Origin of the sequence: Sphingopyxis sp. (assembly GCF_035998965.1) — a bacterium.
Lineage (GTDB): Bacteria > Pseudomonadota > Alphaproteobacteria > Sphingomonadales > Sphingomonadaceae > Sphingopyxis.
Genome location: NZ_DASYHE010000082.1, coordinates 52,879 through 79,832 on the forward strand (window position 1 = coordinate 52,879; position 26,954 = coordinate 79,832).

Below are 26,954 nucleotides of genomic sequence, written 5' to 3' on the forward strand. Positions count from 1 at the left end.
CCGCTGCCACCGACGGCGCCCGCTCTGCAAGTTGTGGCTACGAATGCGACCGGCGTCGACTTGCAATCAGCGAGGGACACAAGCCCGTCATGTCCGACGATAGTTCCTCCGGTCGCATCGCAATCGATAGCACGAAGTGTGGAGGCGGATGATATCATTCGCCTCCGCGATTTCGGAAAGATGGATGCGTCTGAGGCAGACCCGGGCGGCTTTGCTGTGTCGCCCGACGGAAGATATCTGGCAATCCAGCTTCGACAGGCGGACCCCGTCTCCAACAGCTACTGCCAAGCCCTGCTGATTTATGATCTCGGCAATGTTCGAACTGCGCCGCGCATTGTCGACATGGGCGGCGACTACGTGCGCCGGACGATTACGCTCTACGGTCTCGAGGGCTTCCCCACCGGCACTCCGGAACCTTTGACGCCGAAATGGTCAAAAGATGGCAAGTGGCTGGCCTTCCTGAAACGAGAAGAAGGAATCACGCGACTTTTCGTGACCGCGCTGTCCGAAGGTGGCACGAGAAGTATCTCTGACGGGCGTTTCGACGTCGCCGACTTCGCCTGGTCAGATGACGCATCGCAGTTGCGCTATCGACAACGGGAAAATCACGCCGCTGCCATAGAACGACTGCAAACCGAGGGGCGAAGCGGTTTCCAATTCGACGAGCGATTTTGGCCGCTTGCCGAGCTCACGCCATATCCACGCGAGACACCTGCGGAAGTCGAACGTTTTGTCATGATCGGAGAGGCCGATACGTTCGGTGGGTCCGGCAGTGCATCACAGCAGGATAGAATGGCGGAGGAGGCAGGCCGCGCTCCGACGCGCAAAGGCGCCGCTGTTGCGATCATCGACCATCGACAACTCGCGGCGAGGGTCGGCGACAAAAATATAGTTTGCCAATTTAAGGAATGCGCCCGCGTCGCAGCGGCATGGACGGTTCCGGGAGCCGACGAAATTGTCTTCATGCGCCGAGAAGGGTTCGCCGCAGCGCGAACCGGCATTTATCGATGGGCTCTGGGTGAGAACAAGCTGACGAATATCCTCACAACAGACGACGCGATCCGCGGATGTGATTTTCAACTCCTTTTGGTTTGCGCCCGAGAAGCTTCTCTTCAACCCCGCGACATCGTTGAAATCGATCTGAGGTCGGGAAAAATCCATCAACTTATCGAGCTCAACCCCGAATGGATCGCGCGCAGGCTCGGAACAGTGACCCGCCTGCGTTGGACCAACAAATATGGAATCGAAACGTTTGGCGATCTCGTGCTTCCACCGGACGCTCGGCACGATGAGCGTTTGCCACTTGTTGTCGTGCAGTACAGCAGTCGCGGCTTTCTCAGAGGCGGAACTGGCGACGAATATCCGATTCAGGCTATCGCGGCGAAAGGCTTTGCCGTCCTGAGTTTTGACCGTCCGCTCGACTACCGGACCGCGATGTCTCGCGCCGGCCGATCGGTATCCCGACAGCACATCGCGAACGCGTGGACCGATCGTGCGAGCGTTCACGATTCTCTTATGCGCGGAATCAAGCTGGCGGCTGACACGCACCCGATCGATGCCGACCATATCGCGATCACGGGACTCAGCGATGGCGCGTCCACCGCGACATATGCGCTAATCCATGCCGATATATTCTCGCTGGCGCTCATTAGCTCATGCTGTGAAGACCCGAGCATTTTGGAGACCGGTGTTGGGGAAGCCTATGCGAGCATTTTGCGCACGAATGAATATCCACTGCCTTGGGAACAGCACAAATCGAGTTGGAAGCGCGTCAGTCTCGCGATGAACGCAAGCCGCGTGTGCGCGAAGATTATAATTCAGAGCGCGGATCGGGAAGCGCGCCTGGCCACTGCCTCCCTTCGGGCGCTGCGGCAATTCGGCCGTGATGTGACAATGTTCATTTTCCCCGATGAGTATCATGTGAAATGGCAGCCGGTTCATCGTCAGGCCGTTTTCAGACGAACGCTCATGGAACTCGACGACTGGCGGCGATTGCCTAAGGCGCGGTGTTCAAGGTGACTTGCGGCGATGCTCTGCACCAAGCCTCGACGTCGCACAGGCGGAGAATTCGTCCCATATCATTCACGCCAAATGTCAGGTCGTCCTTCAGCTGCTGTTCGATCATGCTGCGATCAAGAATACCCGCGCCGCTGAGTAGTCCGTCCATCAGCATTTCGCGAATGAGAACTCGTCGCTCGCGCAGCATCTGCAATTGAAACTGGCCGAGGCCTCCTTTTGAGATCCGCCATGCGACTTTGGCGGGAAGATCCCGCTCCATGGCTCGGCGGGCTATGTAACGACTTCGCCCCCGGCCGACCCAAAGCCAAGTCGGTATGCGTAGGCAAGTCTCGACAAGGGGCTGCGACAATAGGGGAAATATCCCCTTCATCAAATCGGAGCGCCGATAACCATTCATGTTATAGCAGCTGTTGTATAGTCCATGAACATGTTCAACCTTTCCGGGAAGCGGTCGGTTTTTTGGCGGAGGCCACGGCAGCCCAGGTGGCGATTCATTGGATGGAAGATCTTTGGAAAGAAATGCATCATTCGCGCGCCAGTTGGCGTGGTGCTTGCCTTTCCATCCCTTCCTGATCGCCTTCCAGCCGAGATCCCACGCGTTGCACTGATTTGCACGCGCCACCTCAAAGACGGTTCGTGCAAAATTTGGACTCGGACCTTTCGCTCGAAGGGTGTCCGCCGCGGGTCCGGAACTCTGCAGATGGCAGAATACGGCGTCGCCGCCCTGACCGTTGACAAATGTGTCGATCGACCGGTCCGTTGCCATTTCGAGGGAGATGCGATCGGTTTCTTGAACAAAGGACCGCGAGTGGGGTCGGGGCAAGTGCGGCCGCGCCGAATGAAGAAGATCTGGTCTTCGATGATCAGGCGCACCCTCGTCCAGGGAGATATGTAAGTGGCTGGCTACGCTTCTTGCAAAATTCCTCTCGTCCCCATCGTTTCCTTCGCTGAACATCGTGATCGCGTGAATTTCACGCCCAGCAGTGGCGGACCCCGCCGCGATTATCGACGAATCCAAGCCCCCTGAAAGATCGAGGGCGTAAAACCGTCCGCGCGGCATCTGCGCTCCGATGCAGCGAAGAATTTCCCGGCGAACAAGTTCCATGGCTTCATCTGGATCGGTGATCAGGACGTCGGGATTGGTGAACTTCCAAGGGTCCCAGTGAAAACTGGCCTCAAGCGCCCGTGGGGCTTCAAACTTGATCGATTCTCCACACCTGATCTCGGAAACTCCGGAGAGGCATGTGGATGACATGCTGAGATTATCCCAAATCAGATGTCTGGCGACTGATTCCCAGTTTATCGACGGCGGGCGCCTTGCCATTTCCAGCAATAGCCTTGTGTCCGAGGCAACAACGAGGACTCCGCCCTCGACTATGTAATAGGCATTGATGCTACAGAATGGGGATCGTTCGCAGGTGATCACGCCGTTGGGCAAACTGGCCAGGACGATATAGGAACCCCAATATTCATTGTTCAAATGGCCGCCTCGATACGCCGCCGTGACACGCGCCCCTTCGTCGATGTTCTTTCCAAATGCGCGCGACGGGACATGCCGGCAGAAGACGTCGCCAACGACGACGCCAGTGCCATCGGTGAGGTGGTTGATTTCCAACCCGCTGTCGGAATAGACAACAAGGCGTTCGTCACGATGGGTCACGCTCAGCCCCGACTGATGAGCTATTTCATCCAAATGTAGGTCGAGGGCGCATGGGACCTGGGTCGGCGAGCTGACGGCTAAGAATCTGCCGATCATCGCACTGCTCTGATAGGTTCGAAGGGGCCGACCATTTCGATCGTATCGTTGAGGATGAGGTCATCATCCTGAAGCCAGCAATGGGCTTCGAATGGATGAAGCCGAACACCGAAAACCAGTGTGCTCTCATACCCGTTTTGGGCCAAAAGATGCTGAAGGCCGATTGAACGGAGCAGGCAGCGATCCCTCCTGATCGCAAACCGTTCTACATATTCGAATGCTGATATCAGACCGCTGCGGTTTGACGCCGGAGGGCCTTCTGTCTGGGCGATCATGTTATTGCGTTGCACCCACCACAGCAATTCATCGAATCCGCGCAGTGCAATGGTGAATCGTGCGCTGGCGAGAGATCTGAATGCCGATGCAATTTGCCGGCCGGATGGCGAACGCATATCGAATTCCGCGGAATGTTCACGAGCTGGGCGAGTAATTGCGCAGCAGGAACTACGGGCTCCTTCCGCATTGGAGTTCAACCAGTGGCGATCCTCAATCAGGCGCCGAAGGCTCGGTTGCAGTGAATCAACGTCTCCTCTTCCGAGGGCAGACGCAGCCTCCTTTTCCAAGCGTGAATATCGATTTGCGAGGACATCCAGAAAGACGACCTGACCATCGATTTCGCAGCTCGAAACCCACGAAGGAAGCATGAGTGACGCCTTGGCGGAAAAAGCCGGCCGGGAATTTATCCATTCCCGGCCGGCCATTGATCAGTCGACGACGATGCCGAGCGGCTGGCGCGGCTGCACACCGTCCGGCGCGATGTTTTCGTTCGACCCGTGGGTCTCTTCGGTGACGGTGCCGAGGTCGATCAGTTCAGCGTCGCGATAGTTCGGTTCCTTGTCCATGATAGTCTCCTTTCCCGCCGCACAAATGCGACACCGAAAGAATCCCAGTTTCAGAGGATATATCCAAACATATATGTTCTGAATCTGAAGCTATATATGGAAGGGGCGAACCCCGGTATCGGCATTCTTGAGGCCGCCCTAGGTAAGTCCACTCATGATTTCAGGAAGATTACGGATACGGCGTCGATGATATGCGACTACCGATCGCCTGATTGACTGCCTGTTTCCGCGTTCAATCTTCCCGAGCAAAGCATCGAATTCGCGGCGCAAACCGCTCAATTTACGCTCTTCGGCGCGCCGGATCCGACGCATTCGATCGTTGAGATTCCGGACCAAATGCATGAAAAAGACGTTCTGGGTCACCTGGGAGATCGAGTCGAAGAGTAGTTCAATCGGCGGCGGCGCGCCGAGCTCGTCCTGTTGATTAAAGTCATGGGAAACAAGGAGACTGCTCCGGCACGAGGCGGCTGTGAGCATTACATATTGGCTCAGAATATAGAGGTGGCGAGCCGCATTCTCGTCGAGCGACGGTATTTCAAATCCGCCAGTTACCGGCATGTCGAGTAAAGCTTCGCCGACGAGCCGCAACATCGCCTCGCGGACCGGAGTCGCGCTCATTCCATATCGATCAGCTAGTTGTCCGATATTGATTCGCCCAGACGCGATACGACCTTCAATGAGATCGAGTTTAAGGCTGGTGTAGGCTCTTTGGCTAAGCCCGTGATCTGCGCTCATCTTCATACACTCCGAGTTCGAGCGCCCGTGCGCCAGTCGCGGACATGACCGATGCTTAGTGGAGTCTCGGACTGAGCATTGTGGTCAATCCCGGCGTGGAATGGTCGCCACAGAGCCCCTCCACGGTTCGCGCGTCGGCGACGATGCGACGAATCAGTCAGGAACGCGGGGCGGGTGTGATCGTCTTCGCGCGCGAAGATGCGGCGCGATGTCGCTGATGAGTCCAAGCATATTCCTGGAGCCCGTCACGTGTCCTGCGGTGATGTCGCCGTGTCCCAATGGCGAGGATTGCGACCATTGGATAGGCGATCTTACCTACGATCCACCAATAGGCGACGGGCAAGATCTCGGGATTGTATGCCGTGACGCCGTGTGCCGCGACCGCAACCAACTGAAAGGCTGCCAGCCAGATCGGCCAGAATCTGTCTGCCGCCCCGGCGATTGCCGAAAGCGCCAGCAGGAGCCCGAAATCGATAAGTAACATTTCCCATTCGACGTCGCGATAGGATGGATTGCTTAGTCCGGCCCAAAAAGTTCCCATCGTGGCGATGACCATGCAGATCGACGCAGTCCTTTCCGGGGCTCCGCCTCGCCACTGCGCATAGGCAGAGACGAGGAAGAGCAGGATCATGAATGCCACAATGACGATCACGAGCAGCGGCCCCCTTGGTCAGGCGGCCAATTCAAGGGGCGTCGCGCCGCGCGCGCTTGGGCGCTTGACGACATCCCCGAAAGCTTCAGGATCAATGCCCAGCTTTTGTGCCAGCACTTCAAGCTGTCGATGACCTTCGGCCATGTAACCGAGCGCTCCGGTAACCGAGAGCTGCGCGTTGGTCAGGGCCGACAATATCTGATGTCCGACCAGCGGCGAAAGATTTTGGTGCGTCTGCGCGTCGATTGCCGCAGTGGCGAGCCGCCCGCCTTCCGCGAAAATCTGCTGCAGCAGTTTTTCGTAGCCGAACAGCGATTCGGTCAGATGCTTGATGCGCTCTTCATCGTCGGACCTTCTATCCGAGAAGCCGGGAGAGGACGTCGAGTCCGACGGCGAGCATGCCGAAGCCGACTGCAAGCGCGATCGCAAGGAAGACGAGCCAGAAGTAACGGAGGTACGGGTCGAGGTCATTTGCAGATACTCCCATGGTTCGTAGAGGAAGCAACCTGACCCAGGAGGTGGGCGGTGGTTCCGCCTTCTCCGGTGGCTCATCGGCCTGGCCGGTGCCTACCCCCGTATTCTCCAACTGCATTTTGCGGGGGGTCATCGCGGCGTCTTCGAAGGCGTGGAAAAGTTCCGCTGCGTGCCGGCGATTGCGGGCGCGCAAAATGGCGACAGCCTCGCTGATGTAAGTGTCGACGGTGCCGACGCCCAGACCCAATTCGAGGGCGATTTCCTTGGAGGTCTTGAGCCGATAGACATGGCGGAGGCACTCGCGTTGGCGCGGGGCCAAGCGTTCGCAGAGAGCGATGCTCGGCTCTTTTACATCACTAGCAGACAAGTGCGCGCTGCTTGCCATCAATGGACGGCAAGTCCCTTACGCTATCTAAAACAGCACCTCTTTTTCTCGACCCGAGCATTGCTTTCCGACGGATTCTGCAAGCGGCTCCCCGTGCATTCCGTCAACAGAGCCGGTTCCCGACTCTCTCTGAATTTCAACTTAACACGGGAGTAGGCGGACCGGAATTTTCAGGCAACCCTTGGCAACGATTTGCTTTTCTTCACCGAGTATCTCGTATGGGTGCTCTGCGATAAGGTCCGGTTAGTGAAAATCATGGCTGCGGATACGGAGGATTTCATCTTGTTCGGGGGTCGTCCGAACGGCCGTGACGCCGATGTGCGCCCGCGCGGCGCCCATGTCGGATCGCGCGGATCGGGGCCGCCGCCATTCTTCGCCCCGTCACCGCGGCCCGGCGCGACCGTGAAATCCATCCGTGCGATCGACCGCAGCATTTCGTCGTGATCATTGATGCGGTCGCAGATGATATGCATCGCCGGCGGCAGGCGGTCGGCGGATTGCCGCTCGTGCTGCCGCGCAGGGACAGTCCGCGCCGATGAGGCAGCCCTCCGATGCGGTTACCTCGCATCCGAATCCTGCGCCGGAAACTAGAACGGATAATTGATCCCGCGACCATAGTCGTGATCAAAGGTCGGCTTGCTATCGGCGCCATAGCGCGGCGCCTGTTCGAGAACCTTCTTGTCGAGATCGACGACATAGCCGCCCTGTTCGGTGTCGTAAGTCAGGACGTCCCAGGGCAGCGGATAATAGTCGCTGCCAAGACCGAATAGACCGCCGAACTGGAGGACCGCATATTCGACGCGACCTTAGCGCTTGGTGACCATGAAATTGTAGATCGGTCCGAGCTTCTCGCGGTCGCGGTCGCGGTCGAGTCCCGCCTGGCGCTTCGCAATCGCCCAGCGCCTCTGCTTGCGCCGAGTTTCCTTAGGCTCCCCAGTCGACCACGCGAGCGATAGCGAACTCGGCATCGTCACGGGCTCTGCGTCGATGAAGTCAAAGCGGCCCTTTGCCGTGCTCTCACAGTTTCGGCCGATGAGATGGAGTCGTCTCGGCTGAAGGGACGCCGGCTCTGGCGCCGACGAGGCGCTAGATATCAGGCTCGGTTCCTGTGATCAGCCTCAGGCATTCCCGAACCGTGATAATCCGCGCCCCGCCGTGGCGCCCGAGACTCAACAAGTCGGCCTTATCGCCGGTGATCAAAAGTTCGGCCATCCCGGCCTCAATCGTCGCCAGAAGATAGTTGTCCCAGGGATCCGGGCTGACGGACACGTCGGGCAGATTCTCTATAACAATGGCGCTGCCCTTGAGTTCATTGACGAGTCTGCCGACAACGGCTGGATTCAAGCGAGCCCGCAGTTTGGGATAGCGCGTACCGCGCCGAATTTCCTCTAGCTGTTCAGCAGAGGTGATTAAGGTGATCTTGCCTTGGCACCACAAGGCAATCAGGTGAAAGGGAAGCGACCGCCCGTGCAAAAGGGCGCTGACAAGCACATTGGTGTCGATGACAACGCGCATTGATCAGTTCCGACGCGCATCCGCAATCGCTTCATCGATCAACTGGCTCATCTCTTCCGGCGAGACGTCATCGAAACCGGCGCGGGCCTCGGCGAGCGTAAGATCGAGCAGGCGCCATTTCACGGACTCTTCAATGAAGCGCGATAGGTCGCCCTTTTTCATTCCGCGCTGAGCTAGGTATGTGCGGACATCAATGTCGGTTTCGGGCGCGACATTGACGGTCCAGCGCGTCGCACCACCCATAATCAAAAACTCCTCATGGACGCCTATGCGGATAAGCGCTGACCATCTTTTACGCCAAGATTCGATTCCGACATATGCGCTGGATCGACTTTACCACAGGGGGGCTCGATTTTAGCCTACCCGATTTTCGAGCCTCTGCACGGAACACAATAGATCGCAGCATCCACCTCGGCGCCGGACGTTCCGGCTCTCCACGTCAAACTGACGCGAGGCGCAAACGGACGCATGGCGACGCGGATCGAACAAGATGATCCACCGTTCGATGTCGAAGCTCGACGACTTGGCCTTTGCCGTGAACTACTTGTCGAACGGCAGATCATTGCGCGGTACCTCAAGAAGCAAGACTGGAGCCATGCGGGCTGGATCATGCTACTGGAACTCTATGTCGCGGATACGGTCGGTAAAGGGCTGCCGGTTTCAAGCCTAGGATATGCGAGTGGCGTTTCGGTTCCGACGGCGACGCGGCAGACAACTGAGATGGAATCGCGGAAACTTGTGGCTCGCGAGCGCGATCCTCACGACGGGCGCCGAACGAACATCGCCCTGACCGCTCGCGGTCGAGCGACCCTGCGGTGCATTCTAGACGACTATGCGAAGTCCCGGGCGAATGTGCCGCTCCGATAGAATCTGATTGGCCGCCGCGTTCTCGATCGTCCAGAACACAATCTATCATACCTAAGCGAGGGACGGGGAATCCGGCCTCAAGTCCAAGGGAGGAGGAGGGAAGCTGACGTTGGTGTGAAGTTGCAAATGGGAACAGGAGATGGCTGGATGCTCACCGGATCAGGGAAGGCAATATGTCCATTTCCGGAAACTCTTTCGATTCCTTCAATCGGCATCTTCTGATAGGCTGCCGACCGAGGAAACCCATGCAGGCGAGCCAACCTTCCAACGTATCAACAGCCGAGACCGCGCGGCCGCCCGTTGCGCGCAATTGGCTCTGGAAGCCTTGGTACGCGAAGCTCTGGTGGGCGGCGATCCCGGTCTACTGGACAGGCGCGGTGGCCTCGCTGAAGGTCCCGGCACTGGCGGAGTTCTACACCAGCGCTCTCGCAGGCTATCTCAACATGCTGTTCTTTCCGCCGACGGCACTACTGGTGCTTGGTTTCGGGTTCGTCAAAGCTTGGCTCGACAGGCCGCTATCTGGCGAGCCTCTCTCGGACGAGGAAATCGGCGAACTCGAGCAGATGAGGATGGAGGACGAGCACTGGGAGCGTCTTGGGCGACCTCATTGGTCGGTCGACATCTATGATCCGCGCTCCGGCGGACTATATATCGGCAACCCACTCAGCCTTCAGCACCCTGGACGTCGAGATTAGCGCTTCTTGTAGCTGCTATCTCCGTCGAATGGACCATTTGCTAGGTCGGTCGAAAATCGGCCACTGCTCAAGATCGAGGATTGTTCGAGCGACGTCATCGGTCCAGTAATATCGGCGGTTCCACGTGCGGAATCGGCTTGCCCAAGGTAGCGATTTCGCAGCCCCTCGGGGCCAAGCACCTGACGGTTCAGCTCGCTCGTAAATGTCATTTCAGGGTTTGCAGAGCGCGCAGCCGCCCGCTCTGCGGCGGATATCGCCTCGCGTACATCATAGTTTACGATATCGAGCGAGGCCCGAGCTGTCTCGTTACTCGTGCCCATGTCGCTGCTGCTATATCCCAAGCTCCCGCCGACGCTCCCTGACGTTGCTGTCTGTGATCGTTCCTTACCCTTGGCCGGACCACCACGCGACGCATAGTCACTGCTTTGGGCACTTGCGCCGACATTGCCGCCAACCGCAGTTCCCATTGAGATTTGGTCTTGCGCCGAGCGAGATATAGCCCGCTGCCATCCCGTCTGGGCCATGATCGCCGACACGTCGCGTTGAAGCGTATCCGCAACCTGCGGATTGAGCCGCCACTCGCCGTTGCGGTCCATTTCGAAGCCACCGCGCAGCCAGTTCGCCATCATCGCCTGACCCTCGGGTCCGCTGCTTAGCATGTTTTCGATGGTATCGGGTCCGGCTTGCTTGCCGGCCTCATATTTGGTGCTGGTGTCGCTGCGTGCGGACTGCGTGAACCCGGTGCTGCTCGACACGAGCAGGTCGTTGTCCGCGAAGCTGAACCGGGCGCGGCCTCCCTCGGCGATCGTGCCATATTGGCTGTCGTTGATGAGGCCTGCGGCGCGGAGCTGCCGCGCGACGTCGGGCGAGACATTGAGATTGAGATCGCCATTCTGCGCCATGGCGAGCTCGCGCTTGGTCATGTTGATGCCCTCGCTGCGCAGCAGCCCCTGCATGCGTGTCAACCGCTCATTGTCCACGATCCGCGTCAGCCGCTCGTTGCGCGCACGATCGGCAATTCCGGCCGCGCCACCCTCGGCCATGTCGACCTGGTTGCCCGCCGTGCGGCTCAGTGCCTGGATGAAGGCGTCGAGCCGGGCCGCCTCGCGCGTCGATACGCCGGCAGCCGCCGCACCTTCCGCAAACCCGAAATTATCGCTCTGCCGTCGCTGCTCGCCGATGCGCGCGGCGCCGCGCACGCCATCGTGGCCGACTTCGCGCTGGGCATCGAGCTTGCCCGAGCGCTCGGCAAAATCGTAACCAGCGGCCTCGCGCGTGCGGCCATAGACGCTCGTGCCTTCGCGTGCCGCCTCGGCGGTCGCGCCGTCGGCGGTGCCGAGCTGGACCGAGGCGTTATAGGTTTCCAGCGCACGCATGACCTGCGCCTCATTGCGGCCCGTCGCGCGGGAGAGGGAGGTAATCGCCGACGAGCGCGCCTCGCCCGAGAGGGTGTTGATGAAGCCGATGCGGCGCGAGGTTTCGTCGATGGAGAGGCCGAGCATCGACGCGGAATTGCGCTGCCCCTCGTTGTTCCCGGTGCGCCACGCCTGCTCGGTCGCGACGTTGCGGCGTTCGATCCCCGCGACATTGTCGCCCGCATAGTCGCGTCGGCCTTCCATAGCGCCGACGTTGACCTGCGCAGCCGTGAGATCGTTCCGCAGCATTGCCTCCTGGTCGTACGTGTTGGCGATCAACTTCGCGAAGGTCGGGTCGGCCGATGCCTGCGCGATCACGGTCGAGGCCTTCAGCGCAGCGTCTTTCTGATCATAGCCATTGCGCTCGAAATGCCGCTGCGCGCCCCGCATCATCATGTCGTAGGCGCGCGTATCGCCGAAGGCTTTCCACTGCACCATGTTCTGCGCGAAGCCGGCGAAGGCGCGTTCGCCCGCCTGGCCCGGCCCAAAATAGCTCGTGCCGAGACTACGTAGCGCGTCCTTCTCGGCGAAATTGTGGATCGCCGACGTCGTCGCATTGGCGCGCACCGCTGCGGCCGTCGCGGGATGAGTGAGGTCGCGGCCGACGAGGGCAGGGGCGAGCCCCCCGAGCTCGCGTGCGGCGTCCGTGACGCCGAGCCCGAAGCCGGTCGCTCCCGGCGCGCCAGGCGTGCGATCGCTGAGATAGCCACCTGCGGCGCCGAAGGCGCGATTGGTACCGAAGGTAGACCGCTCTCCGAAGTCGCCGAAGCTCGACGCCGCACTGCGCCGTGCGGTCGTGCCGGTCGCCGAGGCCTGCGCCTCGAGCGCCTGCGCGCGGCCTTCATGCGTCATGATCGGGGTGGCGGCCGCGGTGCCCTGGCCCTGCACGCCGAGCGCGCCGCTGGTGAAGGAGGTGAACACATTGCCCGAGAAGCGGAACACGGTGAAGACAAAGGCGCCGGCCAGCCCGGCGGCCGCGGTGCGAAAGCTTCCGAAGATTGCGAGCGCCTTCATCGCCGAACCTGGCGCCAGCATCCAGGCGTTCGCCGCGACATGGTTCGAGCGCATCTCGGCAAGCACGTCCATCGCGCGGCCGAGCGTGAGCTGGTAGATTCCGGCATCGATCACGCCCCACATGGCGACGAAGACGAAGAGGCCAAGCGCGAAGCTCGCGACGCGCAGGTTGATCGGGGTCAGGATGAAGAGCAGCGCGATCGGCATCATGAACAGCATGATGCCGAAGACAGTGGCGCGGATCGTCGGCATCCATTCGTTCGCCGTCGACATGGTGGCGAGACCGCTCGAGACGACGGCACGGTTCGCCATGACGCGCGCGGCGGTCGCAGGGCTATCTTCGAACAGCACGTCGCCGACGGCGTTGCCGAGGTTGATGTTCGTCATCAGCTGCTGGAGCGTCAGCGGCGTCGCGAGCATCTTGTCACCGAGCGCTCCGAGGTTCGACCGGCAGCGCTGGAGCTGAGCCGCGTTCGAGACGTCATAGCCGGTGCGCTCGCAGACCTGTTGACTGTAACCGTGGAACAGCGACGGATCGGAAAGCCGGTCCGAGATATGCGTCCAAGTCTCGGTGCAGCTCACCGTTGTTCCGCCCTTGTCGGTGGCAGTGAAGACGGTGCTGAAGGTCGCCGGCCCAGACATCGCGGCAAAAGCCGCGGGAAGATCGTTCGTGGTACGAAAGAGTTGATCGTCGTCGATGCCATAGGCGGGAGAGACGCGCGCGACGGGATAGCATTGCCGGACATAATCCTTGATCGTTGCATCGAGGAAGGTGTCGGTCATCGGCCCTCGCGGGCTAACAGCGTTCAGGAACAAGTCAAAGCTGTGACCACCCGCACCGAACTCGAGCTTGGCATTGGGGTCGATCGTATTATCGTCGATCGTCTCGGCGATCGCCCGCTCCATCATATTGGTGACGCCCGCGACGAGAACGATCAGGTTCGGGACGTCGCCAACGGGCTGATAGGCGTTGCGGACCCGGTCGTAGACATGGACGGTGCCCGTGGTCGCAACCATGCCGACGAAAAGCCCGATGCCGACGAGCGTCTGAAAGCCGAAAGCGACGATCCCCATGCCGTTGCCGCGCACGCTCGCGAGTAGCGCGCCGAGCGCGATCCCGGCGACCGCGACGATGAGCACCAGCGTTTCGTAGCGCGGATCGGCAAAGATCATCGAGACGAGCCGGAACGCGTCGACGGTCTCGTTGAACCCGTCATAGGTGTGGAAGCTGGTTTCGAGCGCTAGCGCAGCGGTCGGCACGGTGGCGGCGAGGGCGGCGATCAGCGCGGAAAGGAATCGGGAGCACATCGCGATCAGCGATTGCGGTTAGCGGCGGCACCGGCGGCGTCGCGCGCGTCGCGGTCGCGCTGGCGGACGAGCCCGGCATAGTTCGCCGAGAGGTTGGCCTGGTTCAGCGCCGCCATATAGGACTGGCGCATCTGCGCGCGCTGGCGCAGCACTTCCTCGCGAAGATCGCGCAGCTGCTCTATCCCCTTGGTGAGGATGCGCGTCTGGCAGATATTGGCATTGCCTGCGTCGGCGGCACCGGCGGCCGACGTGCCGCGCTCGGCATTCGACAGCGCGAAATCGATGCTGCGAGTGAGATCATTGAGCATCTGGTAGGCGAGGGTCAGGGCGACCAGTTCGTCGGTATCGCCGATCACGGCATCCTCGACGCCTTCGCGCACGCCCCATTCGAGCATCCGGTAGATGGGGAGCGTCTTCACATTGGCGACGAACTGGCGCTCTTCGGCAGTCAGCGCGGCGCGGGTGCGGATCTTGGTCGCGATCGTCTGCATCCGTTCACGCGCGAGGACGAGCGCGCCGCGGCCCGGCCCGTCAGTCGCGCAGTCAGCGCTGGTCGGCGGGACGTTGAGCGACCGGGCCTGGACACGTCCGGTCAGGAAATCCTCGACGCCTTCGGTGTCCTGACGCGGGCAGGCAGGGATGGCCGAAAAGAGCGGCACCTTGTCGGTCGCGTCCCAACGCATGTAAACATCGCCGACCCGCGCACGCATCACGCTGGTCCATTCGCTGGCGCCGACGCGCGCGGCGGCGTGCGCGAGCAGCGAGCCGGTGCGGAAGATGTCGGTGACCTCGCGCGGGCAGTTGGCGAGCGCTTCCTTCAGATCCTCGGTCGGATTATTATTGTTCGCCTCAATCTTCTCGCGGCTTTGCTGATAACTTTTCGCATAACCCTGCTTGATCGAGCGATAGCCGGTCATCTCCTCGATGATCCCCGACATATTGTCGTCTCCTCGAGCGATCTGAACCATGCGGTTCGCAAGGCGGCAGTCGTTGACCTGGATCGAGTTCAGGAAGTTGGTCGCCGCCTCCATCTTCGAGATGATGTTGCCCATCTTCTCGTCGAGGGTTTCGAGGAGATACTGGAAGGCGACGGCGGGCGCGGCCTGCAGGATGCTCTCGAGCTTCTGGACGAGATAGTCGGGATCGAGAAACGACATGCCGCCGAGGAACATGTCGATGCCACCGCAGCCCGCGCGCACCTTGGGCAGCGTCACGCTCATCAGATAGTCGTTGTGGACGTCGACGCGGCCCGAGAAGCCGCCCGCGGTCACATAACCGCGCGCCTGGTCCTCGAAACTGCCGGGCGACGTGTAGGTCACATTGTCGAACCAATGCTCGGCCCAGCTTTGGGCATAGGCTCCCGGCGCGCCGGCTCCGCAGGTTGACAGGATGAGGGCGATCATAATGGCGCGGCGGCCGCCAAGCGAGGACATCAGCGTTCTTTCTCAGGGGCGGGATGTGGCAGGCTGAACCCGCTCAGGGTCGCTTGTGTTGACCTCTCGCGACAAGGGCAGAGGCACGTACGCGCCTCTCAGAGGCAAGGTCCTTCCGCCAATATGTCCCACGCGAAATGGGCCACTGCCATGTCGATCATCGCCTCGTCCCATGTTTCAGGGTCGGCAAGATGCCGTGATGGATTGCAAACGCTTTCAAAGGTTCGTATGTGTATGATCTAAGAAAAGGATACACATCATGCGGACCAACATCGTCATCGACGATAATCTTATGAGCGAAGCTCTCCGGGCAACGGGCCTCAAGACAAAGCGTGAGGCCGTTGAGCTCGGCTTGCGGACGTTGCTTCGGCTTCGCAAACAGGACGAGATTCGGAAGTTTCGGGGTAAGCTCGCTTGGACGGGCGATCTTGATGCCATGAGAACCGACGGGTGATCCTCGTCGATTCCAGCGTCTGGATCGATTATTTCCGGGGCGATGCCACACCGCAGACGGAACGATTAGACGCATTGCTAGGCGCCGAGCCACTGCTGACCGGCGACATCATTCTGGCTGAAGTCCTGCAGGGTTTCACCAGCGACCGCGACTTCAACGTCGGGCTGAGATTGATGGGGTCTCTCGACCAGATCGATATCGGAGGTCGCGATATCGCGATCCAGGCGGCCCGAAACTTTCGGGCACTACGCGGCAAAGGGGCCACTATTCGCAAGACCATCGATACGCTTATCGCCACCCGTTGCATAGAAGACGGGTTAGCACTGCTCTACAGCGACCGCGATTTTGATCCTTTCGTGGAACATCTCGGACTCTCGTCGGCCATGTCGGACGCACGCCGATGATGTGATCCCTGCAAATCTGGATCGTAGCTCCAGATTTGCAGGGATAAGTCGTTGCTCGATTTCGCTTCTTCGCCCTGAACGGATATCCAACCGGAATAAGCTCGAAGTTATGGCTTTGCTCGGCGTTGCGGTGAGATGTCCGGCCCTTGAGCAACAATTCCCGTGAATTTCGAAAACGCCCGGACCCCGGCTTGCAGGGCGCATGCCGGTCAGTATCTTTACGGCGAGATATAAATTGCGCGCGATATTGGGCGCATGATTCGGTGCCAACGGCAATCGGAATGATCCGGTTCGTATCGTTCACCGGTCGGACTCATGCGGCCGGGTATCCGGATTCAGGATAGGCTGTTTCGCTGAAGCTCGTCCGATCAGGTCTCGACTGATTTCTCGGGAGTGGGCAACGAGATTGCGCGTCTTTTCGCGAAGCATGAGCTGGCCAATAATCCCTTCAACATAGGCGGGATTCGTTTTGTTGATGACTGCCAGAGCCGTTTCGCACCTCGCGCGGCCGCAATGCTCAATAGCCCCGACTACATAGTCGGGTCCAAAATGCTCGGCGACCGCTGCAAGGTCGAACATATCGCGCGGCTGGAAACTCCAACCGCGATAGAAGACCTTTTTAGCGATGATTTCCGCTGGCGTTTCAAGCGCGATGGCGTGACCTTGAACGTCGTGCGCTCGTGTTGGATCTGGAATGATGCTGTCGCAGCAGATGAAATCAATTTCGCCCAGATCGTGATAAGCAAGCTTCAGCATATCGGTGCCTGCCTGATAGCTGTCAGGAGCGTGATCGAGTTTGATGCCTTGCGTTTCCGGATTGAGAAATGGGAGGATTTGTGGATCGTCCAGAAACAGGTCGATGTCGTGACTTTCACGATGATCGATCTGCAGCATCAGTGCGGTTCCGCCGCCGAAGCTCCACTGAGGCGCGAAGCCGTTCGCCTTCCTGAAATGGTCAAGAATATCTACGGCGAGATTGAAAAGGACCGGCCATTCGCTCGGCCGCTTTGCAGACACGGCGTCAGGCCGCCAGCGGTAGCGTGTAGCCCGAAAGTTCGGAGATTTTATCGGCGACTTGGCTCGCTTGACTTGCGTCTACGCCCATCGCTGCCATGAACTGTTCCTGGACGTTCAGCGGCACTTCGGAGAAGAAAGCGAAAACCGGCGCGTTGCAGTCAATCGCGCTCTTCAAGTCGACGATCATGGCAGCAAGCTGATGTGCGGAAACGGCCGCCCCATAAGGGGCGTTCACCGTCGTCAGCACTTGAGTTACAGCGTTTGCCATCATTCCACTCATAACACGATCCTGTTTGGATCGTTGTTTTCATATAGTCGCGAGCGGTTATCAAAACAAGAATCTCGCTCAGGTCGCGTCCTACGCCCGACGCGAGGCAATAATGACAAGACCAGATTCAGCTTATGAAGCATGCATCATGGCTTTGATGTTTCAAGCAGATTCCGCGCCAGAGCTAAGAAAGTTCCGTCCGGCTTATCGCGACGGGCCCCCAACGATTCCAGTGAATTTCGAGAGTGCGCGGACGCCTACCGCTGGGCGAACGCCCGTCAGCATCTTCGCGGCGAGATAGAGGTTGCGCGCTAAATTGGGCGCATGATCGGTCCCGACGGCGATTGGAATGATCCGGTTCGTATCGTTCATCGGACGCACCCATGCGACCGGATGCCCGATCCAGGGCAAGCCGAGCCGGCCCGATCGCAGCATCGCTTCCTGCGCGGAAATGGCGCGGACCTGCCAGCCATATCGCCTTCCCAGACTTCCGAGCTTGGTCCAGAGATCGGCGCAGGGAACGCAGCCGGGCGCGGTGCTCATCTCGACGACGAAGGCCGAACTGCGTCCGCGCAGTTCCTCGGTAAAGTCCGGCGGGAAAGCGCGCGTCACCGGAACGCGCGAGAGCCAGTGGTTCATCGCCGCAGTTGTTCCGACCGGATGGATCGCGGCGCGCGCTGCATCCTCGCGGCTGACAGTCTGCGCCATGCCGGGCGAAATGACTAGGATGCTCATGCTCAGCGCGCTTGCACATCGCGCCAACATACTGAACTCGCCTTGCAGGTAAGGGGATTTGCTCTTACCTTGTGCTATTGAAAGGACTCGCCACATGAACGCTGTTACCATTACCGCGAAAGGGCAGGTCACGCTGCGGAAGGAATTGCTCAGGCATCTCGGCGTCCATCCAGGCGACAAGATCAGCTTTGACAAACTCCCCGGCGGTGAAATCAAGATTCGGGCCATCAGGCCTTCCGGAAAGATTGAGGATTTCTTCGGGTCACTCAAGCGGGAAGGCCAGCGGCCCATCTCGATCGAGGAGATGAATGAGGCCATTGAAAAGGGCTGGGCCGGACAGCTGTGAAAATTACTGCCGACACCAATATCCTCGTCCGATCCGCAACGCTGGACGATCCCGTTCAAAGCCCCTTGGCAAAAAAGCTCCTGAAGGAAGCAGAACTTGTTGCTGTGACGCTTCCGGCCTTGTGCGAGTTCTGCTGGGTGCTCAGAAAAGTGTATCGCTATGAGGCGGCAAGGGTCGCTGCATCGGTCAGATTGCTTATCGACGCCGGCAATGTCGCAGCGGACCGACAGGCTGTTGAAGCGGGGCTTGCAATACTGGAGCAAGGTGGAGACTTCGCTGATGGGGTCATCGCCCACGATGGCCAATGGCTGGGAGGCGAGACCTTCGTGAGCTTCGATCGAGGCGCTGTTGGCCTTCTGGCAAAGCATGGGCAATCTGCGATGAACCCCGATCAATCGAAAGCTTGATCCAACTGCGCTGCGCTGCTCGGCAATAGACGCTGTCATCGACGCGGCTCCAAGCCCGCACCGACGAGGTCGCCGCCCAACACACGGGGATCGGTCGCGGAAACCGGCCCATTGCCGAGTGCGTCGAAGAAACCATCTTCCTCGCCCGCGCCGGTCAGGAACTGTTCGGGCCGAATGTCGCCGAGCATCAGCCGCACGGCCTGGTATGTGGTCTGCGCGAGATTGGGATAGGATTCGACACCCGACGCGATCACCATCCTTGCCGAGCTGTCGCGGCGGATCACCATCGTCGTCGGTGTCACCTCGACGCCGAAGCGCTGTCCGAGCTCCGGTCGGCGCTCGAGATCCATCTGTGTGACCTGCCAGCCCGTCTCCTCGCGGAACCGTTCGAGGATCGGCCATTGCACCCGGCAATAGCCACAGGAATTCCGCGAGAACATGACGAGCGCGAACTGGCTTGCGTGGGCGCGGAGATACCGGCGGCGAACCGCTTCCTTCTCGGCACCCATCGCCGCGCGCGCGTCGCCGACGATCGGGTTGGCGGACTTGGCATTGAGTTCGGGGTTCTGAAGCAAGGCGATCTGAGTCACGCCTGCGAACGCACGTGCCTTGCGCCGCGCGAAGTCCTGCAGCCGCCAGAAGTCCGCGACCGCGTCGACGGTGAGCACGGTCGCTGCATAGTCGCGTTGCTGCTCGATCAGCTTGCGGATTTTGGGCGGCGTCCATGTCGCCAGTTCCGCCATCGGCGGTATCGCCGGCTTCATCAGCGCGTCGGGCTCGGCATCCGCATCTTCGACCGGCGGCGGTGCCTGATACCACCAATAGCCCTGCTTCGGTTCGCGGGTGGGTGAGGTCGGCTGCGCGGCGGCGGGGAAGGCCGTGATGAGCGCCGCGAGGAGGGCAGGGCGGATCACAGCAGCTTCTCCATGCGGGTGAGGCGCGCGATCGGCACCGGTCCGTAATAGCGGCTGTCGAACCCGCTCGGGTGCAGCGAGCCGACATAGATCAATCCCGGCGGGATCAGCCCGTGATCGGGCCGCCAATAGTCGAGCCGCTGGCCATTTCGCCCGTAGGGCTTGGTCACGCCGAGCAGGACGCCGTCGCAATAATACCACCCGTCCATGGCGTGGGGCTCCATCGTCGACGGTTTCTCGATCAGCGATATGCGCTCGCCGGGCATGCAAAGCGCGCGCTTGGTCACCTTGACCGGTTCGGGGCCGGCCAGCGGATGGGAGAGCATGAACAGGACGAAATCGCCCTTCTCGATCGGCCCCGGCGCCGCGCGCACCGCCCAGGCGTCGATCGACGGCGACATCACGAGAATGGCTTGCTGCATCGCCCAGCACGTCAGAAGCCCGAGTGGCACAACGATCGCCGTCGCCTTCCAGAGCCGGTCGGGGCGCGCGGGCTCGCCGAGCCCCGGACTGCCGAGCGCAACGGCTGCGCGCCGCGGCAGTCCCTTCAAACCGATCGCCAGATGCTTACCGGCCTTCCAGGCGAGACTGAGCATCGCGCACCTCCTCTTTTCCGCCGAGGCGGGCAATTTCTTCGAGCAAACCGGAAAGGGCGGCATCGCCGTAAGCGATATGGCTCCCGCGCGGACTTTCCTCCTCGCGCTCGCAATAGGGGAGCACCGGATCGCCCGGGATCATGGCGAGCGCGGGCACGCGGGTGACGCCGTGCTGGCGAAAGACCAGCGGGTCGACGATCACCTGCACGTCGCGCATCACGCATGCCGGTCCCTCGCAGCCGGGATCGAGGCGGAGAATCTCGGCGGTGAGCTTCGCCATCGGCGCGACCTTGGCCATCCCGCCCGGCATGCCGCGAAACGCGAGGACACCGCGTGCCTTCTCGAGCTGCGCTGCATAGGTGCGCAGCGTTGACGACGGCATCGACGAGGAGACGAACAGCACAGGCACCCAGCCTTTCGCCGCCGGCGCCGGACCGGCATCGGCGACGGCCTTGATCTCGGGCGCTTCGAGCCCGAGTGCCTGGCCGAGCCGCTTCGCCATCGCCTCGCGCTCTGCGGCGAAGCGGTCTTTGCCGGTCTCAAGCGCATCGCGGGCGCGGGCTTCCATCGCTGGCGACTTGGCACGGTCGCGCATCGCCTCGAAGGCGCGCCGGCGTTCGACCTCGCTCGGCTTCGGCAGGTCAGATGGGCCGTTTTGCTGTTGGGCTTTGCGGCGCGACACCGCGCCCTTCAGCCGGTCCATCGCCGCTTCGCCCTCGCGTTCTACCTTCTCGCGCGCCGACGGGTTGTCGTCGATGCCCGGCGATATTTGCGCTGCGGCAAGGCCGGCGATGCCGGCTACGTCGGCGAGCGCCACCGCGAGTACGGCGCGGCGCCTAGCGGCCGATGGCCTGCATATAGGCATCGATACGATCCTTCATGTCTGACTGGATGTCGGCCTGCGCGCGGGCCTGAACTTCCGAATAATATTCGGAGAGGTCCATTCGGCTGAAGTCGAGCGCTTGGAACTCTTCGGGCGTGAACCCGCGGCAGTTCGGCGTCTTCACCGGTCCCCAGCCATCCGCGAACGACTTCAGCTGCGGGCGGCCCTGTTCCTGGATGATGCGGCCGAGCTTGGTATTGAAGCAGCAATGGCTGCGCGACTTCTGGACGCAGATGCCGAGGATCTTCGACGAGCAATAGGAGCCGACCTCGACGCACATGCCCGAGCCGCGTAGCATGCCCGTCTCCATGTCCTGCTGGTCGCAGGAGGAGAGGAGGAACTCGATCATGACGTTGACCGCGAGGCTGATCGCGATCGAGGTCGGATCGATGCCGACAATGATCGCATTGGCGCCCGCGCTCGCCGCCTGGCTTGCCGTCGCGCCCGCCTGGAAGGCGGCATAGGCGGCTTGGGCTCCGGTGAACACGCCCTTGGCGATCGCGATCTTCGTCTGCGTCGACGCGATCGACGAGCCCATTCCGTCCTTGACGATCTTACCCTTGTCCTTGCAGCAGTTGGAAAAGGTTGTCTTGAGGCCCGCTGGGCGGCAGCGCAGCGCGCGGCCGCCGAATATCTCGATGTTCCCGAGACAATTGCCGTCGGTGTCGACTTCGCCGTCGGCGGGCGCGCCCGGATCGTCGACGACGGGTTCATCCTCGATCGGGTTTGCCGCGGTATCGATGCAGGCGTTCGGCGAGCAACTCGGCACGCCGCCGCTCGCCAGCGTCTCGCACGCATATTGCGAACCAAGCGGGCAGGACGACGCGCCGCCGGGCTCGGGCGCGCACGATGCCCGTTCGATCGGGCACTGCCAGCTACCACCTTGCATCCCGACGCAGCTAGCGGTCTCGCCCGCGTCGTCGGCGTCACCATTGCCATTGAGGTCGACCGCGCAAATCTGCTGCGCCTGCGCTGCCGACGCGTAAACGGCGAGCGCGAAGGCGACGATGCCGAACAGGATCAGCGCGAGGCGCGACGGCCAGAAGAGAAAGCGGCCCATCATCGCGCTGTCGCCGTGCAGGCGAGATCGGCGCCAGCGAGCCTGACCGTTTGCATCATGACCACCGCCTCGGGAAAGGTATCAAGGCAGCCGCAGGGCGTGACGATGGTCTCGCCGGGACCGGCGGGACAGACATTGCCCGGTGAGCAGGCGTGATAGAAGGTGTCGAAGCCGGTCGGGCTGGTCTGCTGCGCGCCGACGACGCCCGCAGGCGCCGCGTCGGTATTGGCTTTCGCAGAGCGCGTCTTGCAGACCGCCTCGCAAGCTGGAACCGAGCCGCGATCGGGAAGCGCGAAGGCGCGCGTAGACGCGGCGCTGCCGCCGTCGGCCGTCCGAACGCGGTCGGCGAGCAGCGTCTCGGTCGAACGATCGATGATATAGGCGCCGCGCGACAGGTCGGGTTCGGGCATCGCGCCGGTGTCGATCGCGCATTTATAGGTCCGCTGGCGCAGGAAAAAGTCGCGGGTAAGGGTAGCGGTGCAACTGCCCGTGCCGAACTGGCGCGACCGCGGGAGGGGGCGAAGGCCGGTGCCGACGCCGTTCAGAAACGTCTGGACGCCATCGACGCTCTCGCTGTCGAGGCGGCACTTTTGATTGGCGCCAATATCTTCGCACTGGTCGACGAGCCGGTCGCTCGGTTCGCATGCGTCCGAAACGCGAATCTCGACGTCGACCAGTCCCCATTCGGTCGTGAGAGGCGCACCGCCGCCGCCGCCGCGCACGCGTGCCGACACCGTCGTCGGCCCCGCCCGCAGGTCGGTGGTAAAATCATAGGAGGTGTAATTGCGCGCCGCGCCGCCATCGGTGCGGCAGTCGCCTGAAGGCAATCCTGTCGTCAGCCACGGACGCGGCCCCGCGGAGCCGACGACGCGGCCGTTGATGCGGCCCTGGACCCAGTCGTCGGCGCCCATCTCGACGATCCGCGCCGACAGGAGCTTCGCGGGGTCGCTGACTTCGAAGCGCGCGGTGAAGATCGGCGGCGCGCTACTGCAATTGCCATCTCCGATGATGCGAAAGCGTCGGCAGCCTTCGCCGCAGCCCTGAACCGAATAGATGACGCCCGTCGCGGAGACGATATCCTCATACGCGAGCGGCCGCAGTGTGACGTCGCGTTCGATCGTGCAGGCGCGGACCTGTTCGGCCTTGCCGATGCCGGCGGGCGATCCCTTGAGGCTCTGGAACAGCGAGCTTCCGGCTGCGGTCGCCGCGGCGTCGCCGAGGATCGAAGTCGGACGGCCGCGATAGGCTGTTTGCGGAAGGTCCGGCAAAGCCGTGCAGGCGGTTGATTGCGCTCCGACATACTGGATCAGCGGGCCGTTGATGCGCGCCTCGGCCACGCCGACGCGGGGATCGTGGCTCGTGAGTGCGCCGATCGCGCCGCCGCCGAGATCCTTGAGCACCGACGGCAGATTGTCCATCACGAGATTCGCGCCGCAGCTGTTGTTGACGCAGTAACAGCCCGCGAGTTCGGCCATTTCGGCGGCGGCGAGCCCCAGGTCGCCCGAGACATCGACGTTCCAACGATGATAGTTGCACGCGTTCCAGCTTCCGGGCTGGCAAGCGATGACGCCGTTGGCGCAGATGCCCGAGACGGGCACGGGCAAGGTGGACACGCGGTCGAAGCTGCCGTCGAGATCGGTGTCGCGGGCGATGCGGACGGTGTTGATGTCGCCCGTGCCGTCAGGCTGGATCAGGATTTCGAGGAGGCTCGATGTTTTCTGGCAGGCGAGACTCGGCGTAAAGCTCTGGCTGCGATCGACCGTCGCGATCGGCTGTCCGCTGAGGCCGGGGGTGAGGTAATTCTCCTGGATCGCCTTGCTGGTCGAGGACTTCGCGCGAGAAGCTTCCGCGGCTGCGCGCGCGCGGTCCTCGACTGACTGCGCCAGTGTGCTGGCGGAAGCCATTGCCGCCATCGGCAGCAACAGGAGAGAAACCGAGCGCTTCACGAACGATCACCGTCCACAGTGCGCGATCCATGCGCGAGCCGAAACAGGTCTCCCGCCCGGAAGTCATCGGATCCGGGCGAGAGGTGCCGATAGACGGCCTGGCCGTCGAACACCGTGAGCACCGCTTTTACCCGAGGACACGGCGGGATCAGGGCCGGTCTCGCTTGTGGCGATGGCAATTTACCCGTATCGTCTGCAGGTGGAGCGGCGCCCGAGAGGGGGCAGGGCGCCGCTCCCGCCTCGCGCGCCTGCCGGCAGCCACCGGGGCTGTGGCGGGCAGACCGGGCCGATTCCGGGCTGCGCACGAGACGATCGGGAAGTGCCGGGTCAGGGCGTCGAAATGCCGGCACAGCAGATCGCTTTCTCGAAGAGCATGAACTGGGCGTTGTCCTTGCCCGGCGCGTGTTTGCCGGAGGTCCAGAGCGCGCCGGGACGGCCGATGTTGACGCACTTGCCGCCCTTCACCGGCTCCATGAGCTGGAGTTTGTATCGGCTCTTGGTCCAGATCGGCTGCGGCTTGAACGAGCAGCCGTCCGCCGAATGGATGGTCAGCGCGCCGAGCCGGCCCATCATGAACGTGCCGCGCGCTGCCAGCCCCGCCCAGGCTTCGACGCGGTCGCCCATGTGAATGTCGCCGGCGACAGGATAGGTGCTTCCCCAACTGCCCATGCACCAGAAGAGCGGGTCGATGACCTTGCCCGCTGCCGCCGCGGCGCTGTCGGACATGCAGGCAAGGCCGGCCGCGGGATTGCCGAACAGGATGCCTTCGGGCTGGATGATCGCTCCCAGCGTCCCCGACTGCCAGGTCGGCATCACCTCGGTCATCAGCGCGACGTCGAAACCGTCATCCTCGAGGCACGGAAGATCGCTGAACATGTCGAGCATCTTCCAGACCGGCGCGACATAATAGTGCATCTGCGCGAACAACTTCGTCGTGTTCGTGCCGTCCGAAATCGACGACTGGCTGCCCTGGAGCTTGCCGCCGGTCGCCATGATGTCCGTGCCGAGCGCCATCATGCAGCCGGGTTCGGTCACCACGTCGATCATCCGGTTCGGAGTCCAGAAACTGACCTTGACACCGAACCAGAAGGTTGCACCTTTGCGGCACGCACACAGCGGTTTCGACGCCGATTGTGCGTCGAGCGCCTTGTCGAGCTTGTCGTAGCTGCCGGCGCGCACGCCGCCGATGGTGATGGGGAAGATGCAGTTCCAACGCACCTTGGTGATCGGGTTGAAGATCGTGTCGCTCGGACATTTGGATGCTTGCGCTGGAGCGGGGATGAAAGCGAGAACTGCGCCGAGCCCGACGGGTACCGCCCAGCGAAAGGACCGGCGCGTCTTCTTCGGCTCGACTTGGCGCCTGGCGCCGCTGCTCCCCGATGCGGAAGTCGCGCGCAAGTGTCGGCAAGCTGGCATGACTTCTCCGTTCCGCCAGGTAGGGCGCTGAAAAGGTTGGATGAGGCTTCGGCGCTCTGTATGGGCGATTGGCCTGCCCGAAGCGGAGATGGACCCGCCGACATGCTCGTCGCAACCAGATGGGAAAGGATATGCCGCGGATGGGCACATCGTTGCCGCTATCAGCGGTGCGGGGCCGGCTTCCGTGACGCTGAGGTTGGATTTGCCGATCAGATGTCTGCTCGCGGTCCCGTCGCGTCCTTGCGGACCAGACCATGGCGAAGGGAAGGCACCAAAGCTCGCTTCTTGCGAAGCGAGTTCCTCCAGGCATCAACGAAGTCGACGATCGGGCCAAATGGGACCCTGCGGAATCTTGCGAACTTCATCGAAGTAAAAAAAGACGCCCGTCCAGCCGGAGCCAGGCGGGCGTCAAGATGAAGAACTCTGTCTTCGTTTCCGATTAGAGCTCCCCTGGGTCGCGGCGTCCGAATAGGCGGATGACCGGATTTGCGATTGGATGAAGGCGCCAAAAAAGAGCTGGCGAAATTACGGCGTGCTCGCCGAGCGTAGGATTTGGCTCGCGGGAGCCGGGCCTTTTCGTTCAAGCGCGAACTCGCTGAGCTCGAGCTTTTGTCCGACCTGCGCGACTATGACCGGCGCAACGCGAAGATCGAGCCGCTCCTTCACGCGCTCTTCGAGAATGAACAGCGGGCGCGCAACCTTCTCTCCGAGTGCGATCGGGTCGGTCACCTCCGGGCCGCCTCCGGCGAGCAATATCCAGTCGCTCGCCCGCGCGTGGCCAAGCGCCCAGTTCAGGTCGCGCGAATGAACCACGATCAGGCGCTGCGGCATCGACACATAGGTGAGGGGGTTGAAGGTGTAGCCTTTGGGATAGAGCAGTTTGCCGTCGTCCAACCGGACCTCAAAATCGAGCGTGTGGAACGGCACGACGCTTCGTTTCCTGTTCGCGCGCGCAACGCCGAGGGCGGCTGACTGCATTGCGCTCCACTTCTCACGCGGACCGAAACGACCCGCGATGCTTTTCGGCTGCTGCGCAACGCGCGCCTCGATTTCAGAAAGGGCATCGGGTTCAGCGATCGCCCAGGTGCGCCCGATCGCCGCGGTCTGTCCACGCGCCGTGGCGGCGATGACGAATGCCCCAAACACGAGCATCAACGAGGTGCCAAACTGCCAGGCGGCCACTCGAATGCTACCGCGATCATGTTCCACGACGATATCTCCTCCATCTTTCTCGCGGATCGGAGCTGCCAACACCGATGATCGCACCGACAAGTGAAACCAACGAGAGAAGGCTCAGCACGACGATGAGCGATCGCGGCGAGTTCGCGATTGGGCCGGGCGCGGCGAAGAGGATGAGGGCTTGCGCCTGGCCGAGCATCAGGCCACCGACGGCCAACC

The 26,954-nt window shown here is 61.6% G+C and carries 29 protein-coding genes and 1 pseudogene; 8 read left to right on the plus strand and 22 right to left on the minus strand.

What is annotated here, in order from left to right:
* Positions 1–138 precede the first annotated feature (138 nt).
* Positions 139–2,019 carry an Atxe2 family lasso peptide isopeptidase gene (locus tag VGN68_RS14170; RefSeq protein ID WP_062900428.1) on the plus strand — a complete coding sequence of 627 codons (1,881 nt, stop codon included), beginning with the start codon at positions 139–141 and terminating at the stop codon, positions 2,017–2,019.
* Here VGN68_RS14170 and VGN68_RS14175 read toward each other — a convergent pair.
* The 7 genes from VGN68_RS14175 to VGN68_RS20550 form a co-directional block, all read right to left on the minus strand.
* A complete protein-coding gene (locus tag VGN68_RS14175) occupies positions 1,997–3,775 on the minus strand; it encodes an asparagine synthase C-terminal domain-containing protein (RefSeq protein WP_082819775.1) in 1,779 nt (592 codons plus the stop codon). The two genes, VGN68_RS14170 and VGN68_RS14175, sit on opposite strands and share 23 nt — an antisense overlap.
* Positions 3,772–4,419, minus strand: coding sequence for a lasso peptide biosynthesis B2 protein (locus VGN68_RS14180; RefSeq protein WP_168707801.1), 648 nt, complete (start codon positions 4,417–4,419; stop codon positions 3,772–3,774). The genes VGN68_RS14175 and VGN68_RS14180 overlap by 4 nt, the downstream gene beginning before the upstream one ends.
* 60 nt (positions 4,420–4,479) lie before the next feature.
* Positions 4,480–4,617 carry a hypothetical protein gene (locus VGN68_RS14185; protein WP_160328052.1) on the minus strand — a complete coding sequence of 46 codons (138 nt, stop codon included), beginning with the start codon at positions 4,615–4,617 and terminating at the stop codon, positions 4,480–4,482.
* A gap of 138 nt (positions 4,618–4,755) precedes the next feature.
* Complete coding sequence (locus VGN68_RS14190) at positions 4,756–5,352, minus strand: GntR family transcriptional regulator (RefSeq protein ID WP_160328053.1); 597 nt, start codon at positions 5,350–5,352, stop codon at positions 4,756–4,758.
* Between the two features lie 157 nt (positions 5,353–5,509).
* Positions 5,510–6,004, minus strand: coding sequence for a hypothetical protein (locus VGN68_RS14195; protein ID WP_136173716.1), 495 nt, complete (start codon positions 6,002–6,004; stop codon positions 5,510–5,512).
* A gap of 18 nt (positions 6,005–6,022) precedes the next feature.
* On the minus strand, positions 6,023–6,475 hold the full coding sequence (locus VGN68_RS14200; RefSeq protein WP_152998810.1) for a hypothetical protein: 453 nt from the start codon (positions 6,473–6,475) through the stop codon (positions 6,023–6,025).
* Positions 6,360–6,863, minus strand: coding sequence for a helix-turn-helix domain-containing protein (locus VGN68_RS20550; protein WP_058804235.1), 504 nt, complete (start codon positions 6,861–6,863; stop codon positions 6,360–6,362). Before VGN68_RS20550 ends, VGN68_RS14200 begins: the two co-directional genes overlap by 116 nt.
* Before the next feature lie 255 nt (positions 6,864–7,118).
* On the opposite strand from VGN68_RS20550, the gene VGN68_RS14205 reads away from it, so the two are divergent.
* Positions 7,119–7,307, plus strand: coding sequence for a hypothetical protein (locus VGN68_RS14205; RefSeq protein ID WP_160328055.1), 189 nt, complete (start codon positions 7,119–7,121; stop codon positions 7,305–7,307).
* Positions 7,308–7,450: 143 nt separating this feature from the next.
* Here the strand turns inward: VGN68_RS14205 and VGN68_RS14210 are convergent.
* The 3 genes and pseudogenes from VGN68_RS14210 to VGN68_RS14220 all read right to left on the minus strand — a co-directional run bounded on the left by VGN68_RS14210 (position 7,451) and on the right by VGN68_RS14220 (position 8,621).
* A pseudogene (locus VGN68_RS14210) lies at positions 7,451–7,831 on the minus strand (PRC-barrel domain-containing protein).
* A gap of 118 nt (positions 7,832–7,949) precedes the next feature.
* Positions 7,950–8,378: a putative toxin-antitoxin system toxin component, PIN family gene (locus VGN68_RS14215; RefSeq protein ID WP_062900424.1), complete on the minus strand. Its 429-nt coding sequence runs from the start codon at positions 8,376–8,378 to the stop codon at positions 7,950–7,952.
* 3 nt (positions 8,379–8,381) lie between these two features.
* A complete protein-coding gene (locus tag VGN68_RS14220) occupies positions 8,382–8,621 on the minus strand; it encodes a ribbon-helix-helix domain-containing protein (RefSeq protein ID WP_058804239.1) in 240 nt (79 codons plus the stop codon).
* 225 nt (positions 8,622–8,846) lie between these two features.
* On the opposite strand from VGN68_RS14220, the gene VGN68_RS14225 reads away from it, so the two are divergent.
* Both VGN68_RS14225 and VGN68_RS14230 read left to right on the plus strand, forming a co-directional pair.
* Positions 8,847–9,245: a MarR family winged helix-turn-helix transcriptional regulator gene (locus VGN68_RS14225; RefSeq protein ID WP_082665249.1), complete on the plus strand. Its 399-nt coding sequence runs from the start codon at positions 8,847–8,849 to the stop codon at positions 9,243–9,245.
* Positions 9,246–9,418: 173 nt separating this feature from the next.
* On the plus strand, positions 9,419–9,940 hold the full coding sequence (locus VGN68_RS14230) for a hypothetical protein (protein ID WP_232014686.1): 522 nt from the start codon (positions 9,419–9,421) through the stop codon (positions 9,938–9,940).
* On the opposite strand, the gene VGN68_RS14235 is transcribed toward VGN68_RS14230, so the two are convergent.
* Positions 9,937–13,677, minus strand: coding sequence for a conjugal transfer protein TraG N-terminal domain-containing protein (locus tag VGN68_RS14235; RefSeq protein WP_062900423.1), 3,741 nt, complete (start codon positions 13,675–13,677; stop codon positions 9,937–9,939). The two genes, VGN68_RS14230 and VGN68_RS14235, sit on opposite strands and share 4 nt — an antisense overlap.
* A 5-nt stretch (positions 13,678–13,682) precedes the next feature.
* Complete coding sequence (locus VGN68_RS14240) at positions 13,683–15,080, minus strand: conjugal transfer protein TraH (protein ID WP_234178595.1); 1,398 nt, start codon at positions 15,078–15,080, stop codon at positions 13,683–13,685.
* 289 nt (positions 15,081–15,369) lie between these two features.
* On the opposite strand from VGN68_RS14240, the gene VGN68_RS14245 reads away from it, so the two are divergent.
* Positions 15,370–15,564 (plus strand): type II toxin-antitoxin system VapB family antitoxin, encoded by a 195-nt coding sequence (locus tag VGN68_RS14245; RefSeq protein ID WP_058804243.1) that lies wholly within the window; start codon positions 15,370–15,372, stop codon positions 15,562–15,564.
* Positions 15,561–15,968 (plus strand): type II toxin-antitoxin system VapC family toxin, encoded by a 408-nt coding sequence (gene vapC / locus VGN68_RS14250; protein WP_058804244.1) that lies wholly within the window; start codon positions 15,561–15,563, stop codon positions 15,966–15,968. The genes VGN68_RS14245 and vapC overlap by 4 nt, the downstream gene beginning before the upstream one ends.
* Before the next feature lie 300 nt (positions 15,969–16,268).
* On the opposite strand, the gene VGN68_RS14255 is transcribed toward vapC, so the two are convergent.
* From VGN68_RS14255 to VGN68_RS14265, 3 genes are all read right to left on the minus strand, one after another.
* Positions 16,269–16,985, minus strand: coding sequence for a nucleotidyl transferase AbiEii/AbiGii toxin family protein (locus VGN68_RS14255; RefSeq protein WP_052208291.1), 717 nt, complete (start codon positions 16,983–16,985; stop codon positions 16,269–16,271).
* Positions 16,986–16,989: 4 nt separating this feature from the next.
* Positions 16,990–17,265 (minus strand): hypothetical protein, encoded by a 276-nt coding sequence (locus VGN68_RS14260; protein ID WP_223181289.1) that lies wholly within the window; start codon positions 17,263–17,265, stop codon positions 16,990–16,992.
* A 192-nt stretch (positions 17,266–17,457) separates the two neighbouring features.
* Positions 17,458–17,988: a hypothetical protein gene (locus tag VGN68_RS14265; RefSeq protein ID WP_052208289.1), complete on the minus strand. Its 531-nt coding sequence runs from the start codon at positions 17,986–17,988 to the stop codon at positions 17,458–17,460.
* A gap of 94 nt (positions 17,989–18,082) precedes the next feature.
* On the opposite strand from VGN68_RS14265, the gene VGN68_RS14270 reads away from it, so the two are divergent.
* Together VGN68_RS14270 and VGN68_RS14275 are read left to right on the plus strand one after the other, a co-directional pair.
* Positions 18,083–18,334 carry an AbrB/MazE/SpoVT family DNA-binding domain-containing protein gene (locus tag VGN68_RS14270; protein WP_039575504.1) on the plus strand — a complete coding sequence of 84 codons (252 nt, stop codon included), beginning with the start codon at positions 18,083–18,085 and terminating at the stop codon, positions 18,332–18,334.
* Positions 18,331–18,741 (plus strand): type II toxin-antitoxin system VapC family toxin, encoded by a 411-nt coding sequence (locus tag VGN68_RS14275; protein WP_054588716.1) that lies wholly within the window; start codon positions 18,331–18,333, stop codon positions 18,739–18,741. The genes VGN68_RS14270 and VGN68_RS14275 overlap by 4 nt, the downstream gene beginning before the upstream one ends.
* A gap of 35 nt (positions 18,742–18,776) precedes the next feature.
* On the opposite strand, the gene VGN68_RS14280 is transcribed toward VGN68_RS14275, so the two are convergent.
* From VGN68_RS14280 to VGN68_RS14310, 7 genes are all read right to left on the minus strand, one after another.
* Positions 18,777–19,655 (minus strand): conjugal transfer protein TraF, encoded by an 879-nt coding sequence (locus tag VGN68_RS14280; protein WP_082665250.1) that lies wholly within the window; start codon positions 19,653–19,655, stop codon positions 18,777–18,779.
* Positions 19,652–20,251: a S26 family signal peptidase gene (locus VGN68_RS14285; RefSeq protein WP_054588715.1), complete on the minus strand. Its 600-nt coding sequence runs from the start codon at positions 20,249–20,251 to the stop codon at positions 19,652–19,654. The genes VGN68_RS14280 and VGN68_RS14285 overlap by 4 nt, the downstream gene beginning before the upstream one ends.
* On the minus strand, positions 20,223–21,116 hold the full coding sequence (locus tag VGN68_RS14290; RefSeq protein ID WP_054588714.1) for a type-F conjugative transfer system pilin assembly protein TrbC: 894 nt from the start codon (positions 21,114–21,116) through the stop codon (positions 20,223–20,225). The genes VGN68_RS14285 and VGN68_RS14290 overlap by 29 nt, the downstream gene beginning before the upstream one ends.
* On the minus strand, positions 21,088–22,197 hold the full coding sequence (gene traN / locus VGN68_RS14295; protein ID WP_039575491.1) for a conjugal transfer protein TraN: 1,110 nt from the start codon (positions 22,195–22,197) through the stop codon (positions 21,088–21,090). The genes VGN68_RS14290 and traN overlap by 29 nt, the downstream gene beginning before the upstream one ends.
* Complete coding sequence (locus VGN68_RS14300; protein ID WP_321164285.1) at positions 22,194–24,140, minus strand: hypothetical protein; 1,947 nt, start codon at positions 24,138–24,140, stop codon at positions 22,194–22,196. Before VGN68_RS14300 ends, traN begins: the two co-directional genes overlap by 4 nt.
* 327 nt (positions 24,141–24,467) lie before the next feature.
* Complete coding sequence (locus tag VGN68_RS14305) at positions 24,468–25,556, minus strand: TraU family protein (protein ID WP_232014684.1); 1,089 nt, start codon at positions 25,554–25,556, stop codon at positions 24,468–24,470.
* Between the two features lie 525 nt (positions 25,557–26,081).
* Positions 26,082–26,708: a hypothetical protein gene (locus VGN68_RS14310; RefSeq protein WP_062902937.1), complete on the minus strand. Its 627-nt coding sequence runs from the start codon at positions 26,706–26,708 to the stop codon at positions 26,082–26,084.
* Positions 26,709–26,954: the final 246 nt, after the last annotated feature.

Bases quoted from the DNA above. Each gene is read 5' to 3' on its own strand.
- traN (WP_039575491.1), bottom strand. From the start codon at position 22,197: ATGATGGGCCGCTTTCTCTTCTGGCCGTCGCGCCTCGCGCTGATCCTG.
- VGN68_RS14290 (WP_054588714.1), bottom strand. From the start codon at position 21,116: ATGCCTATATGCAGGCCATCGGCCGCTAGGCGCCGCGCCGTACTCGCG.
- VGN68_RS14225 (WP_082665249.1), top strand. From the start codon at position 8,847: ATGGCGACGCGGATCGAACAAGATGATCCACCGTTCGATGTCGAAGCT.
- VGN68_RS14220 (WP_058804239.1), bottom strand. From the start codon at position 8,621: ATGGGTGGTGCGACGCGCTGGACCGTCAATGTCGCGCCCGAAACCGAC.
- VGN68_RS14185 (WP_160328052.1), bottom strand. From the start codon at position 4,617: ATGGACAAGGAACCGAACTATCGCGACGCTGAACTGATCGACCTCGGC.
- VGN68_RS14265 (WP_052208289.1), bottom strand. From the start codon at position 17,988: ATGAGCATCCTAGTCATTTCGCCCGGCATGGCGCAGACTGTCAGCCGC.
- VGN68_RS14235 (WP_062900423.1), bottom strand. From the start codon at position 13,677: ATGTGCTCCCGATTCCTTTCCGCGCTGATCGCCGCCCTCGCCGCCACC.
- VGN68_RS14230 (WP_232014686.1), top strand. From the start codon at position 9,419: ATGTCCATTTCCGGAAACTCTTTCGATTCCTTCAATCGGCATCTTCTG.
- VGN68_RS20550 (WP_058804235.1), bottom strand. From the start codon at position 6,863: ATGGCAAGCAGCGCGCACTTGTCTGCTAGTGATGTAAAAGAGCCGAGC.
- VGN68_RS14270 (WP_039575504.1), top strand. From the start codon at position 18,083: ATGAACGCTGTTACCATTACCGCGAAAGGGCAGGTCACGCTGCGGAAG.
- VGN68_RS14215 (WP_062900424.1), bottom strand. From the start codon at position 8,378: ATGCGCGTTGTCATCGACACCAATGTGCTTGTCAGCGCCCTTTTGCAC.
- VGN68_RS14190 (WP_160328053.1), bottom strand. From the start codon at position 5,352: ATGAGCGCAGATCACGGGCTTAGCCAAAGAGCCTACACCAGCCTTAAA.
- VGN68_RS14245 (WP_058804243.1), top strand. From the start codon at position 15,370: ATGCGGACCAACATCGTCATCGACGATAATCTTATGAGCGAAGCTCTC.
- VGN68_RS14305 (WP_232014684.1), bottom strand. From the start codon at position 25,556: ATGCCAGCTTGCCGACACTTGCGCGCGACTTCCGCATCGGGGAGCAGC.
- VGN68_RS14200 (WP_152998810.1), bottom strand. From the start codon at position 6,475: ATGACCTCGACCCGTACCTCCGTTACTTCTGGCTCGTCTTCCTTGCGA.
- VGN68_RS14260 (WP_223181289.1), bottom strand. From the start codon at position 17,265: ATGAGTGGAATGATGGCAAACGCTGTAACTCAAGTGCTGACGACGGTG.
- VGN68_RS14310 (WP_062902937.1), bottom strand. From the start codon at position 26,708: ATGCTCGTGTTTGGGGCATTCGTCATCGCCGCCACGGCGCGTGGACAG.
- VGN68_RS14180 (WP_168707801.1), bottom strand. From the start codon at position 4,419: ATGCTTCCTTCGTGGGTTTCGAGCTGCGAAATCGATGGTCAGGTCGTC.
- VGN68_RS14240 (WP_234178595.1), bottom strand. From the start codon at position 15,080: ATGATCGCCCTCATCCTGTCAACCTGCGGAGCCGGCGCGCCGGGAGCC.
- VGN68_RS14175 (WP_082819775.1), bottom strand. From the start codon at position 3,775: ATGATCGGCAGATTCTTAGCCGTCAGCTCGCCGACCCAGGTCCCATGC.
- VGN68_RS14285 (WP_054588715.1), bottom strand. From the start codon at position 20,251: ATGCTCAGTCTCGCCTGGAAGGCCGGTAAGCATCTGGCGATCGGTTTG.
- VGN68_RS14205 (WP_160328055.1), top strand. From the start codon at position 7,119: ATGGCTGCGGATACGGAGGATTTCATCTTGTTCGGGGGTCGTCCGAAC.